This is a genomic window from Microbacterium oxydans, assembly GCF_900095745.1.
In the GTDB taxonomy this organism is placed as follows: domain Bacteria; phylum Actinomycetota; class Actinomycetes; order Actinomycetales; family Microbacteriaceae; genus Microbacterium; species Microbacterium oxydans_B.
Map to the genome: position 1 here is coordinate 86,336 of NZ_FMIR01000017.1, position 13,223 is coordinate 99,558.

11 protein-coding genes are annotated in these 13,223 nt (G+C 68.7%); 1 reads left to right on the plus strand and 10 read right to left on the minus strand.

Annotation, left to right across the window (positions count from 1 at the left end):
• Positions 1–170: 170 nt before the first annotated feature.
• The 5 genes from BQ2383_RS10775 to truB form a co-directional block, all read right to left on the minus strand.
• Positions 171–2,315, minus strand: coding sequence for a DEAD/DEAH box helicase (locus tag BQ2383_RS10775; RefSeq protein ID WP_091033620.1), 2,145 nt, complete (start codon positions 2,313–2,315; stop codon positions 171–173).
• 233 nt (positions 2,316–2,548) lie between these two features.
• Positions 2,549–3,502, minus strand: a complete 954-nt coding sequence (locus BQ2383_RS10780; protein ID WP_091033622.1) for a bifunctional riboflavin kinase/FAD synthetase — start codon at positions 3,500–3,502, stop codon at positions 2,549–2,551.
• A complete protein-coding gene (locus tag BQ2383_RS10785) occupies positions 3,499–3,936 on the minus strand; it encodes a hypothetical protein (RefSeq protein WP_237682347.1) in 438 nt (145 codons plus the stop codon). The genes BQ2383_RS10780 and BQ2383_RS10785 overlap by 4 nt, the downstream gene beginning before the upstream one ends.
• A gap of 57 nt (positions 3,937–3,993) precedes the next feature.
• A complete protein-coding gene (locus tag BQ2383_RS10790) occupies positions 3,994–4,362 on the minus strand; it encodes a hypothetical protein (protein ID WP_091033627.1) in 369 nt (122 codons plus the stop codon).
• A complete protein-coding gene (gene truB, locus BQ2383_RS10795) occupies positions 4,359–5,258 on the minus strand; it encodes a tRNA pseudouridine(55) synthase TruB (RefSeq protein WP_091033630.1) in 900 nt (299 codons plus the stop codon). Before truB ends, BQ2383_RS10790 begins: the two co-directional genes overlap by 4 nt.
• A 108-nt stretch (positions 5,259–5,366) precedes the next feature.
• Here truB and BQ2383_RS10800 point away from each other — a divergent pair, with 108 nt between their 5' ends.
• A complete protein-coding gene (locus BQ2383_RS10800) occupies positions 5,367–6,263 on the plus strand; it encodes an A/G-specific adenine glycosylase (RefSeq protein WP_091033634.1) in 897 nt (298 codons plus the stop codon).
• A gap of 5 nt (positions 6,264–6,268) precedes the next feature.
• Here BQ2383_RS10800 and BQ2383_RS10805 read toward each other — a convergent pair whose 3' ends face one another.
• From BQ2383_RS10805 to nusA, 5 genes are all read right to left on the minus strand, one after another.
• Positions 6,269–8,227 (minus strand): response regulator transcription factor, encoded by a 1,959-nt coding sequence (locus BQ2383_RS10805; protein ID WP_140403339.1) that lies wholly within the window; start codon positions 8,225–8,227, stop codon positions 6,269–6,271.
• A gap of 279 nt (positions 8,228–8,506) precedes the next feature.
• Entirely contained in the window at positions 8,507–8,932 is a 426-nt protein-coding gene (rbfA, locus tag BQ2383_RS10810; protein WP_029263667.1) for a 30S ribosome-binding factor RbfA, read from the minus strand.
• A 94-nt stretch (positions 8,933–9,026) separates the two neighbouring features.
• A complete protein-coding gene (gene infB / locus BQ2383_RS10815) occupies positions 9,027–11,777 on the minus strand; it encodes a translation initiation factor IF-2 (protein ID WP_091033643.1) in 2,751 nt (916 codons plus the stop codon).
• A gap of 94 nt (positions 11,778–11,871) precedes the next feature.
• Positions 11,872–12,126 carry a YlxR family protein gene (locus BQ2383_RS10820; protein WP_081859939.1) on the minus strand — a complete coding sequence of 85 codons (255 nt, stop codon included), beginning with the start codon at positions 12,124–12,126 and terminating at the stop codon, positions 11,872–11,874.
• A gap of 62 nt (positions 12,127–12,188) precedes the next feature.
• Positions 12,189–13,172, minus strand: coding sequence for a transcription termination factor NusA (gene nusA, locus BQ2383_RS10825; protein WP_091033646.1), 984 nt, complete (start codon positions 13,170–13,172; stop codon positions 12,189–12,191).
• Positions 13,173–13,223 lie beyond the last annotated feature (51 nt).

Consider the following 13,223-nt stretch of genomic DNA (forward strand, 5'->3'; position numbering starts at 1 on the left):
AAAGAGGCGACGCTGCCTTCGATCGACACTAGCGCCCCGCGTACCCGGGCGCCATTCGAAGCCGACGAAAACCGTCGATCTTGACACCGCGATCCGCCGATATCGAGGAACTTCCTGATCTCGGACGTCGAAGAGGCAAAACCGACGTTAAGAATCGGCGTTCTTCGCGCCTATGCCGCGCCCAGAGCCTGACGCAGCAGGTGCATCAACGCGGCGAGCTGCACCGGCTCAGCGGCCGACTCCTCGACGGCCTCACCGTCGAGCGCGCGTGCTGCGAGGCCCTGCTTCTGGTCGATCAACTCCGCGATCTTGGTGTCGATCGTGTGCGCGGCGATGATGCGCCAGGCGGTGACGGGCTCGTCCTGACCGATGCGGTGCACACGGTCGATCGCCTGAGTCTGCTCGGCCGCCGTCCACGAGAGCTCGGCGAGGACGACGTTCGACGCCGCCTGCAGGTTCAGGCCGACTCCGGCTGCGGTGAGCGAGCAGACCGCGATCCCCACGGAAGGGTCGCTGTTGAAGTCGTCGATCGCCTGCTGGCGAGTCGTCGAGGTCTGGTCTCCGCGGATCGATACCGACCGGATGCCCACGGCGGCGAAGTGCGCCTCGGCACGGTCCATGACGTCGATGTGCTTCGCGAAGAAGACGACCTTCCCGACAGACCGCTGCAGCTGCGCGGCATAGTCCGCCGCGAGCTGCGCCTTGGCCTGTCCGATTCGGCGGACCATCGTGAAGACGTTGTCTCCCCCGGTGCCCGCAGCCTTCGACTCCTCGAGCTCGTTCTGGGCGACGAGACGAATGATGTCTTCGTCGATTTCGCCGGGCGCCAGTCCACGGTCTCCGCGGGCCTCGATGATGCGGCGATACCGAGCCGCGAGTCGCTCGCCGAGTTCGCGCTCGGCCTGACGGATGCTGCGTCCGAACTCGTCGTCGAGCTGCACCGGCAGGTCGGCGATCAGCTTGTCCGGCAGATCGGCGGCGACGTCCTTCTTCTTGCGCCGGACGATACCCATCGAGATGACGGCGTCGCGTGCCTCAGGGTAGAACGCCTTGTCGGCCGGGGTGAACCCCGTCGCATCGAGCTTCTCCATCAGCTCGGGACCCGGCTTCTCGCCCGTGGTCCACCCCAGGAAGCGCCAGATCGCGTCGAAGTCCTCGACGTCGTTGATCAGCGGCGTGCCGGTGAGGGCGAGCATCAGGGGATCGTGCCCCGGCGTGCGCTCGCGCACCTGAGCAGCCAGCGAGAGCACGTTCTGGGAGCGCTGCGACGAGAGGTTCTTGATGAAGTGCGCCTCGTCGACGACCATTCCGCGCAGACCGATCGAGGCCAGCCACGACATGTGCCGGTCGAGGATCTCGTAGTTCACGATGAACACGTCGGCGAACGCGTCGATGTCCGTGCCGTCGCCCTGGATGACCGTGGCGCGACGCTGCGGCGTCCACCGCTCCACCTCACGCGCCCAGTTCATCTTCACGACGTTGGGCACGACGACGAGCAGCGGGTAGGCACCGGCCACCGAAGCCGCGAGCACCGACTGCGCCGTCTTGCCGAGGCCGGGCTCGTCTGCCAGGAGGAAGCTGCGGTGCCCGGCCTTCACGGCCTCCAGGAACCGCGACTGATGCACCATGACCTCGAGGCCCTTGGGCGAGAGGTGGTCGTACTCCGGCGCGGGCGGCAGATCCATCGATGCGGCGGATCCGCCGGCACCGGTCTCGAACGCCTTGTACAGCGGGCCCATGAGCTCCCAGCCGTCGAGACGGCGGCGCGGCGTCGCAGCCGGTCGCGGCGTCAGGTCCGGAGCCAGGAACGGGTTCGCCAGCTGCCGAGACTCGACCGACGGCGGTGTGACCTGTCGCTCGGCGATCGCCGCGGGGACCGTGGAGATCTGAACGGGTGCAGCGTCGGCGATGATCAGTTCTTCGGGAGCGAGCTCCGCTCCCGATTCGAGGAGCCAGTCGCGTCGCATGCGCTTCGCCACCGGCGACGTCGCCTGGTCGGCCTCGAGCAGCTGGATGAGCGACGTGTCGCGCGCGGCCGTCTTCGCGAGGATCGTGGCCACACCGTCGAGCCGCTTCAGTAGTTCAGCGCGTGCGGGATCACCGATCTCGGCGTCGGCCTTCACTCTGGCGCGCTCCTCGCGCACCAGGAACGCGATCACCTGGAACTTCACCCGGTTGGTGGGACCGAGCTTCCCCCGCTGCGACTTCGCCTCGATCTCGCGCACCTTGCGCGCGAGGATCGGGATGAGGGGTGCCTCATCGTCGCGACGGGACGTCTTCTTGCGCCGTGTGGTGGCGGTTGCCGTGGTCGGCATGCTCCTCCTGAGCGTGAAGGCTCGGGCTTCCCCATGAAGCCTCGGGCCGTTCTCGTTGTCCGCGTGTGGCGTGAGCCAGGACCGTACGAACAGTGGGTCGTCTTCCCGTCGAAGCACGCGAGAAGCGTGAGAATCGGCGGGAGCCGACTCCATTCTATGTCATCGGACGGATGTCCTGCAGATCACCCACGCCGAGTCGTCGAACGACGACCGGGAACGCGGCGGCACGGTGACTACCCGGTCGTGATGCCGAGAGCCCGCGCGGCATCCGTGACGTCCGCCCCCATCTGCTCCATCAGCTTCTCGATGCCCTCGAAGGCGACCATGCCCCGCAACCTCGCCACGAACTCGACAGTGACGTCGTGTCCGTACAGGTCGAGTCCGGTCTCTCCGAGAACGTGTGCCTCGACCTGGCGCACCAGAACGTCGTCGAAGGTCGGATTCGTGCCGACAGAGATCGCGGACGGATGGCGGATGCCGGTGTCGTGATCGACGAGCCACCCGGCGTACACGCCGTCGGCGGGAACGAAGGCGTCGACGATCGTCGAGAGGTTGGCGGTGGGGAACCCGAGCTCCCGTCCGCGCTTGAGGCCGTGGACGACCTCGCCGCGGACATCGGGATAACGCCCGAGCACGGTGGCCGCCGACGCGACGTCCCCCTCCATCAGCAGCTCGCGGACCCAGCTGGACGAGACCCTCCGCGTGGAGCCGGAAAGATACACGTCGTCGACGACCTCGACGGAGAAGCCGTAGCGGGGGCCGAGCTCGCGCAGCAGCTCGGGGGTGCCCGCACCTCGGTGCCCGAAGCGGAAGTCCTGGCCGACCAGGACCGTCGAAACCTGCAGGGCACCGACGAGGATCTCGACGACGAAGTCCTCCGCGCTGCGGGCTGCCATCTCCTGGTCGAATGTGAGCACGAGGGTCGCGTCGATCCCGAGGTCGCCCAGCAGCTCGAGCTTCCGGTCGACGGTGACGACGTTCTCGGGACACCGATCCGGACGGATGGTGGCCAACGGGTTGCGGTCGAAGGTCACCGCCACGGATCGACTTCCGGTGGCGGCGGCTGCCTCGTTCAATCGCGCGATGACGGCGCGGTGTCCGGCATGGACGCCGTCGAACTTGCCGATGGCGACGGCGCTCGGTCCGAACCCGGTCGGTACTTCCTCCGGGCTGCGGAAGACGATCACGCGTGCACCTCGGCCGGAATCACGGCGTCGACGGGGCGGTGCGTGCGCAGCCACCAGATTCCGAACACCGGGAGGACCAGCGGGATGAACAGGTATCCGCGCCCGAACAGCGACCACACCGTCTCGTGCTGGAACAGTGCCGGCATCAGGATGCTCAGCAGCCCGACGACGAGAACGCCTGTCAGTTCGAAGACGATCGCGATCCAGGCGACGGTGTACCACCCGCGCCTGCGGGCGAGCACCAGCGCGAGGGTCGCGAGGATATAGACGACGGCAGCGAGTGCGGAGAGGGAGTACGCCAGCGGCGCCTCGTCGAATCGCCGGACGATCTGCACGAAGCTGCGGCCTGTGGCGGCCAGCGCCATGACGGCGTAGACGATCACGAGGACGCGACCGATTCCGGTCATCCGAGTGGAGGGGGCGGTGGAGCTCATAGCGCATTCCATCCTAGAGCCGCGGGAGGGCACCGGACTCCGCCGCGACGCCTCACGTCACGCGATCTGGACGGTCCAGATGACCTGCATGCGCCACAGCATGATCGCGATCGCGAGCGCAGCCACACCCAGGATCACCGTGCTCCACCGGCTGCGCTCCATGAGCGCCCACAGTACGGCTCCGATGGGCAGGAGCACCGCCGACACCAGGTAGACCCAGTACTCGAGCAGGTCGCCCGTCGGCGGGTTTCCCGCGAGGGGTGCGACGATCGCGACGATCACCTGGACGACGAGCAGCACCTCGACGAGGGCAAGCGCACCCACGCTGAAGTCACTCGGCCGTCTGCCGAGCAGACCCGCGACGAGGCAGAAGACGCCTGCGGCGACCGCGATGATGATCTGCGCGATCGTGAACCACAGGATCATCGGTCGGCCTCCGGCATGTTCATGGCGCTCTTGAGGTCGGCGCCGCGCTTCTCGACGATGCCCACCAGAGCGCCGTCCGGGTCGATGGCCGCCGTGACCGCGCCTGGGCCGTCGAAGCGGCCGGCCTGTCCCTGGAGCCGCTTTCCGTGGCGGAGGTCGCGCGCCTCATCGGCCGACACCTCGAGCACGGGAAGGATCCGCCCGGCGGCCTCCGCCGGAGTCAGCGTGTGGGCTCCCTCGAGCCCGTCGATTCCGACCGCGTCGCCCACGACAAAAGGCCCCACTCTCGTACGCCGAAGGGCCGTCAGGTGCCCGCCGACGCCGAGTGCCGCACCGAGGTCGCGGGCGAGAGATCGGATGTACGTTCCGGACGAGCAGTCGACGATCACATCGAGGTCGAGAAAGCCCTCCTGCCGACGCCGCTCCGATACGTCGAAGCGCGAGACGACGACGTTCCGTGCGGCGAGCACGACCTCTTCGCCGGCACGGACGCGATCGTATGCACGCCGTCCGTCGACCTTGATCGCGGACACCGAGCTGGGAACCTGCGAGATCTCGCCGGTCAACGCCAGGATGCCCTCGTCGACCGCGGCATCCGTGACCGCGCTCCATGCCTCGGGTTCGGCGGTCGTCAGGATCTCGCCCTCGGCGTCGTCGGTCCCGGTGGTCTGTCCGAGACGGATCGTCGCCTCATAGGTCTTGTCCGCGCCGACGATGTAGGTGAGCAGTCGGGTGGCTCCTTCGATGCCGATGACGAGGAGTCCGGTCGCCATCGGATCGAGTGTTCCCGCATGGCCGACCTTCCGTGTGCCGAACGCGCGCCGCGTGCGGGCGACCACGTCGTGGCTGGTCAGCCCAGCGGGCTTGTCGACGAGAAGGATGCCGGGCGAGACCATCCCCCCAGCCTACCGACGACGCGCCTGCCACCCGGTCCGGAAGGGCCGCCGGTGGCGCGCCGCGGATCGCCGACCGGCCGCGGGTCGCGGCTCACGTACGCTGGAGGGATGCCCGGACCGCAGGCCCCCTCCGAAGTCGTATCGCGCCTGCCGACGTGGTACCGCGCGACCGCTCGCGACCTGCCGTGGCGCCGCACCGAGTTCCATGACGAGTTCGGCGCCTGGGGCGTTCTGGTGAGCGAGTTCATGCTCCAGCAGACACCTGTCTCCCGGGTCGTCCCCCACCTCGAGGCGTGGCTCGCCCGATGGCCCACGCCGGCGGCGATGGCCTCTGCCTCGGCCGCGGACGTCGTGAACCAATGGGCGAATCTGGGATACCCCCGGCGCGCGCTCTGGCTGCACCGCGCCGCCGTCGAGATCACCGAGCGGCACGGCGGGATCGTGCCGCGCGACGTCGAGGCCCTCCTCGCCCTCTCCGGCATCGGCGACTACACGGCCCGCGCGGTCGCGGTCTTCGCGTACGGCGACCGCCACCCGGTCGTCGACACGAACACTCGGCGCGTCCTGGCCAGGGCTGTTCAGGGGCGGGCCCAGCCGGCACCGCCCTCGCGGCGCGACCTGGAGCTGATGGACTCCCTCCTGCCCGACTCGCTGGCCGACGCCGCGGAGTTCAACGCCGCCATGATGGAGCTCGGCGCGACCGTGTGCACGTCGCGGGCGCCGCGATGCGAGCAGTGCCCCCTGGCCAACAGCTGCGCGTGGCTGGCAGCCGGCAGGCCGGACACCGGGGATGAACGCCGTCGCCAGGCCGCCTACGAAGGCTCGGATCGACAGGCACGCGGTGCCGTGCTGCGGCTACTGCGCGACCGCTCCCCCGAACCCGTGCCGCTCGACCTCGTGCTCCCGGAGTGGCCGGATCCCCGTCAGCGCGACCGGGCGATCGACTCGCTCATCGCCGACGGTCTCGCCGAAGCCGACGGGATGGCCCTCTCGCTGCCGCGCTGACGAGCTCAGAGGTGATGGTCGGTGCGATGTGCCAGCACCGTCAGCTCGACCCGACTGCGGACATCGAGCTTCGTAAAGACCCGGCCGAGGTGCACCTCCACCGTACGGACCGAGAAACGGAGCATCTCGGCGATGTCACGGTTCGCCGCCCCGCCGACGGCATACATCGCGACTTCGAGCTCGCGCGCGGTCAGCTGCAGCGACCATGCTGCTCGACACGCCGCCAGCGGATCGACGGTGGGAACGATGCTCCCCTCCTTGGCGTCCAGCCTGTCCAGCCGTCCGCGGATCGTGCGCGCCCAGGCCGTCGCACCGCACAGCTCGAACAGCCTCTCGGCATGCTCCAGGTGGATGCGGGCTGAGGCGTGATCATCGCGGATGGCGTACTGGGTGCCGAGCATCGTCTCCACCCTCGCGCGCGCGAACGGGGAGCGGAGCGTCCGCGCCTCCTCGCGCACTTCGACGCACTCGGAACGCCAGCGACCATCCCCAGCCGTCGCCAGCCGGACGCGCAGACTCTGCGCGAGAGCGATCTCCGGCGGTTCGATGGATGGCGCGGGTGTCGAGCGTCCGTCCGGATCGAGCGCCAGCTCGTCGAGCGCGGGAACCGTCATGGTGGTCCGCGCCGATCCGAGGTCGGCCCAGAGACGGATGGTGGCGGCGGCGTCGTCGAACGAACCGGCGAGGAAAGACTGGATGCCGCGATCGACGAGGCGGTCGATCCTCGAGCCCGCCGGCAATCCCGCGGTGAGCGACCGGGCGTACGGTCCGAGTTCGCCGAGCACGGCGAGGTCGAGACGTCTGGCGAGCACCACACCCAGTCCGGCGAGTGGCAACGCCAGCGGCAGCACGAGTGCCGCCTGGATCAGCCGGTCGCGCGCCAGGCCGATGTCACCGCGCCACACCAGCAGCAGAACCTCGACGACCGCGCGATACGACTGGACGACGGGGCTGTGCTCGAATCCCGGGACGAACGGATCCGCCTCCGCGGACATCCCTGATCCGCCTCTCGCGAGCACGCGCAGCCCCAGGTCGATGTCCCCGTCCATCGCGGCCCGCAGCGCACGCAGCATTCCTCCCGTCACCGGCCCGGAGCCTACGGTCGCGTCGATGTCGCGTTCACCCGCGATCAGCCAGCTCAGCGCGACGACGGGGTCCCTGAGCTCACGCTCGACACCTGTTCGCGTGGCGCCTTCCCGCACGGCGTCGAGCCAGACGCGCATCCCTCGTCGATCGCCCCGTTCGGCGCACATCACCGCGGCCAGAGCAGCGGCCTTCGTCCAGTGGAACCAATCGGCGGCATCGTCGGTGCACGGACGCAGCACTCGCGGGTCCACTTCCGGCACTGCTCCCTGCTCGAACGCCTGAGCGACGAACAGGCCACCGAGTCCCCTGAGCCGCCGATGCTCCGCCGCGTGCGGGTACAGACCGCTGAACCACGCCACCGCTTCCGCGGCGAAACCGGCGCCGACGGCCGAAGTCCCCGCGACGAGATGCGCTTCGTCGCGGGCGCCGCCCACCGCGTGCCCCGCCGCCTCTCTCGCGAGCAGCAGTGCTCGTTCGGGGTGGCCGGCCTCGCTGAGTTGTCGCGCGATGACTGTCAACTCGGCCGCGCTGTCCGGAGCCGCCTCGAGGGAAGCGCGAGCGCGGTGCCAATCCTCGCTCACGCGGTCTCCGCGACGCCGGAAGATCACGCTCAGCCGCTCGTGGACCCCGGCGGTGACTGCGGTGCACGTGGTGGCTCTGATCCAGATGGAGAGCCGGGGATCGGCGAACCGCGAGTGACCGGCATGCAGACGGACGTGCTCCCCCACCGGAGCGGCGGCGATCGCGGCCGCCGACCTCCCATCGAACTCGAGGAGGGCGTCGAGTCCACCGTCGAGGCAGACCGAAAGCGCCGTCAGCAGCTCGCGATCCCTGCCATCGAGCTGCAACGTCTCGAATCTCCGTGTGATCGAGGGCACGAGCGGCAACGGGCTGGGTAGCGGGCGTAAGCCATGTCGTTGATCCGCCGACAGCCGCTCGGCGACTTCGCGGATCGTCGGAGAATCCGCGTCCAGCTCGGCAGCGAGACGGGCAAGCACATGGGGCGCGCAGGCGAGGTCGACCTCCAGGAGCTCGTCGAGCAAGAGGCCCAACGCGGCGGGCGCGACGAAGAGAGCCCCCTGTGTACCCGTACCCTCGATGCCGTTCCCCCAGCTTCACGGAAGCGTTCCCGCGAAGCCGAGCGTATCAAACGGCGATCACTCCGGGTCGTCCTCCGTGCGGTACGGATCGGTGTCGCCGGCGTGGGATGCGGAGGACGCGAGTTTCGCGACGTCGGCATCGCGCTGCTGCGCCTCGCGGAGCAGCGCACCGATGTGGTCCGCGTTCTCCGGGAGGGCATCCGGGATGAACTCGAGCGTGGGCACCAGACGGGTGCTCAGCTGCCGTCCGACCTCGCTGCGCAGCATGCCGGTCGCCGAGGTGAGCGCAGCACCGCTGGAGATGCGCTCTTCTTCCGTGCCCAGCACCGTGTAGAACACCGATGCGTGCTGAAGGTCACCGGTCACACGGACGTCGGTGATGGTGACGAAGCCGAGGCGCGGATCGCGCAGCCCCTTCTCCAGCCGCTCGGCGAGGATCACGCGGATACGATCCGCGAGTCGGGCCTGTCGTTCGCCTGCCATTGTTCTCTCCCTGTCCAGGAACCCTCAGGGCGTCCTCCTCTCCGCGCTCCGGAGGAGCGGGAGCGAAGGACGCCCGAAGGTGTTTCGAAATTGATCAGCCGCGAGGCTTCTCGATGAGCTCGGTCGTCTCGATCTCGTCGCCGATCTGGATGTCGTTGTACTTTCCGAGACCGATACCGGCCTCGTAGTCGGTACGGACCTCGGTGACGTCATCCTTGAAGCGACGCAGCGACTCGATGGCGAGACCATCGGCCAGCACGACGCCGTCGCGGATGACACGAGCCTTGGCGTTTCGCGTGATCGTTCCCGATCGCACGATGACACCGGCGATGTTGCCGAACTTCGAGGAGCGGAACACCTCGCGGATCTCGGCGACACCCGACTGGACCTCTTCGTACTCCGGCTTGAGCATGCCCTTGAGCGAGCTCTCGATCTCGTCGATCGCGTTGTAGATGACGGAGTAGAAACGGATGTCCACGCCTTCACGGGCGGCGCGCTCGCGCGCCTTCGTGTCGGGGCGGACGTTGAAGCCCACGATGATCGCGTTATCGATCGTCGCCAGGTTCACGTCGGACTCGGTGATCGCACCGACGCCGCGGTGGATGATGCGCAGCTGCACCGAGTCGTCGACCTCGATCTTGAGGAGCGACTCCTCCAGCGCCTCGACGGCACCGGAGACGTCACCCTTGATGATGAGGTTGAGCGACTCGACCTTGCCGTCTTCGAGAGCACGGGTGAAGTCTTCGAGCGAGATGCGCTTGCGGGCCTTGGCCAGCTGGGCGTTGCGCTCGACTGCTTCACGCTTCTCCGCGATCTGACGGGCCATGCGGTCTTCCTCGGTGACGATGAAGACGTCACCGGCACGCGGCACGGAGTTCAGACCCTGCACCTGCACCGGACGCGACGGGTAGGCCTCGAGGACCTGCTCGCCGTTCTCGTCGGCCATGGCACGCACGCGACCGTACGCCGTTCCGGCGACGATGGCGTCACCGATCCGGAGCGTTCCGGACTGGATCAGCACGGTGGCGACAGAACCGCGACCCTTATCGAGCTTCGCCTCGATCGCGACACCGCGGGCACCCTTGTTCGGGTTGGCGGTCAGATCGAGACCTGCGTCGGCCGTGAGCAGCACGGCGTCCAGGAGCTCCTGGATACCCGTGTTGGCGCGAGCGGAGACGTCGACGAACATGACGTCGCCACCGAACTCCTCGGCGACCAGACCGTACTCCGTGAGCTGCTGACGCACCTTCGACGGGTTGGCGTCGGGCTTGTCCACCTTGTTCACCGCGACCACGATCGGCACGTTCGCCGCCTGGGCGTGGTTCAGCGCCTCGACCGTCTGCGGCATGATGCCGTCGTCGGCTGCGACCACGAGGATCGCGAGGTCGGTGACCTGCGCACCACGGGCACGCATGGCGGTGAACGCCTCGTGACCCGGGGTGTCGATGAACGTGATGGCCCGCTCGATGCCCTCGTGCTCGGTCCAGACCTGGTAGGCACCGATGTGCTGGGTGATGCCGCCGGCTTCGCCCTCGATGACGTTGGTCTGACGGATCGCGTCGAGCAGTCGCGTCTTACCGTGGTCGACGTGGCCCATGACGGTCACGACCGGAGGACGGATCTCGAGGTCGTCCTCGCTCTCCGCCTCCAGCTCGGCCTCGAGGTCGAGACCGAAGCCCTCGAGGAGCTCCTTGTCCTCGTCCTCGGGCGAGACCATCTGGATCTTGTAGCCGAGCTCAGCGCCCAGGACCTCGAACGTCGCCTCATCCAGCGACTCGGTGGCCGTGGCCATCTCGCCGAGGTTGAAGAGGATGGTGACGAGGGTTCCGGGCTGGACCGTGTAGCCGGTCAGCGTCTCGATCTTGTCGGCGAAGTCCGAGATGGATGCGCCGCGGCGCATGCGGATGACCTCTCCGTTACCGCGGGTGACGTTGACGCCACCGACGACCGGAGCACTCCGCATCTCGAACTCTTGCCGCTTCGCCCGCCGCGACTTGCGCTGCTTGCTCTTGCCGCCGCCCTTGCCGAAAGCACCTGCGGTACCACCGCCGGGACCACGGCCACGACCGCCACCGCCACCGGGACGACCGGCGAAACCGCCGCCGCCACCGGGACGTGCGCCAGGACCGCCGGCACCGCCGGGTCCACCGGCACCGCCGGGACGACCGGGACCGCCGGGACGCTGCTGGAACGGAGCGCCGGGACGACCGCCGCCGCCGCTACGGGGTGCGCCGGGACGCGGCGAACCGGGACGCGGAGCACCCGGACGGGGCGCACCGGGGCGCGGAGCCTGCGGACGCGGGATGTTGCCCGGCGTCGGGCGCTGACCCATGCCCTGCGCGGATGCGAAGGGGTTGTTGCCCGGACGGGGTCCGGCCGGGCGCTGACCCATCCCCTGCGCGGAGGAGAACGGGTTGTTGCCGGGACGCGGGGCGCCGGGAGTCGGTGCGCCGCCCTCTGCGGGCTTGGATGCTTCCGCGGGTGCTGCTGCAGGGGCCTCTGCCACGGGGGCAGGCGCCGGTGCAGCGGGCGCGGGCGCCTCGGGGGCCGGAGCCTCCGGGGCAGGCTTGGGACCGGGCTTCGGACCCGGGGTGGGCGCGGGCTTGGCGCCCGGCTTCGCTGCCGACTTGGCGGCAGCCGGCTTGGCCGCAGGGGCAGCCTCGGCCGCACCCTTGAGCGACCCGTCGGCCTCGATCGCCGCGCGCAGCTTGCGCGCCACCGGCGGTTCGATGGTCGAAGAGGGGCTCTTCACGAACTCACCGAGTTCTTTGAGCTTTGCAAGAGCGACCTTGCTGTCGACGCCGAGTTCGGCGGCGATCTCATGTACGCGTGGTTTACCAGCCACAATTCTCCTGTCTGAGTCGGTCCACCCAGACAGGGCAGACCACTAGTCGCGGACGGGTCTCATTTCGAGCCGTTCACTTTGTTTCCATAGCTGTTCAGCCTTTGTTTCTTGGTGGGTGCTGTTCGAAGGTCCGCGTGTCCAGCTCAGTGGACACGCGCAGTGCTCTTCCGAATGCACGGCGCCGCAGAGCGGCATCCATGCATTCCCGGGTCGGATGGACCCACGCGCCGCGCCCCGGCAGGACAGCACGGTCATCGGGGATGAGGGTGTCGTTCTGGGCCACCACCCTGAGCAGGGCGGTGCGGGGAGCACGCGTGCGACAACCGACGCACGTTCGTACGGGTTCCATCTTACACCTGCGTTTCACCCCGCCTCGCCCGCACGCCGGGCGAGGCGGAAGGCCGGAGCCGGTCAGTCGAGGACGCTGTCCGGCTGGATGTCGATCTTCGCGCCCGTGAGCTTGGCGGCCAGACGCGCGTTCTGACCCTCCTTGCCGATCGCGAGTGACAGCTGGTAGTCGGGCACCAGCGCGCGGACGGCTTTGGTGCTCGCGTCGAGCACGAAGGCGCTCGTGACCTTCGCCGGCGACAGCGCGTGTGCCACGAACGTGGGCAGATCGGCGTCGTAGTCGACGATGTCGATCTTCTCCCCCGCAAGCTCCTCCGTCACGGCGCGCACGCGGCGTCCGAGCTCCCCGATGCAGGCGCCCTTCGCGTTGATCGACGGGTCGTTCGCCTTGACCGCGATCTTCGTGCGGTGACCGGCCTCTCGAGCCAGGGCCACGATCTCGACGAGACCGGCAGCGATCTCCGGCACCTCGAGCGCGAAGAGCTTGCGGACGAGCCCCGGGTGGGTGCGGGACACCGTGATCTGCGGTCCCTTGAGCCCCTTGGCGACGCTGGTGACGTACACGCGCAGGCGCGATCCGTGGGTGTACTCCTCGCCGGGCACCTGCTCCTCCGGGGGCAGGATCGCCTCGACGGCGCCGAGGTCGACGTGGATCATGCGCGGGTTCGGCCCCTGCTGGATCACACCGGCGACGATGTCACCCTCTTTGTCCTTGAAGTCACCGAGCACGACGTCGTCCGCGATGTCACGCAGACGCTGGCTGATGACCTGCTTCGCAGCGAAGGCCGCGATGCGACCGAAGTCGTCGGGGGTCGCATCCTCTTCGCCGATGATGGCGTCTTCCTCGTCGCGGACGACCTGCAGGATCGCGACATGCCCGGTCTTGCGATCGAGGTGCACGCGGACGCCCTCGGGCGTCGCACCGTCGTCGGAGACATGCTTCGAGTACGCGGTCAGGATCGCCTGCTCGATGATGGCGACGAGTTCGTCGAAGGGGATCGCCTTCTCCTTCTCGATCCCTCGCAGAAGACTCAGTTCGATGTCCATGACGGCCTCTCTATTCAGCTCTCGTCGCGCCTGTTCGCACGCGCGACATCC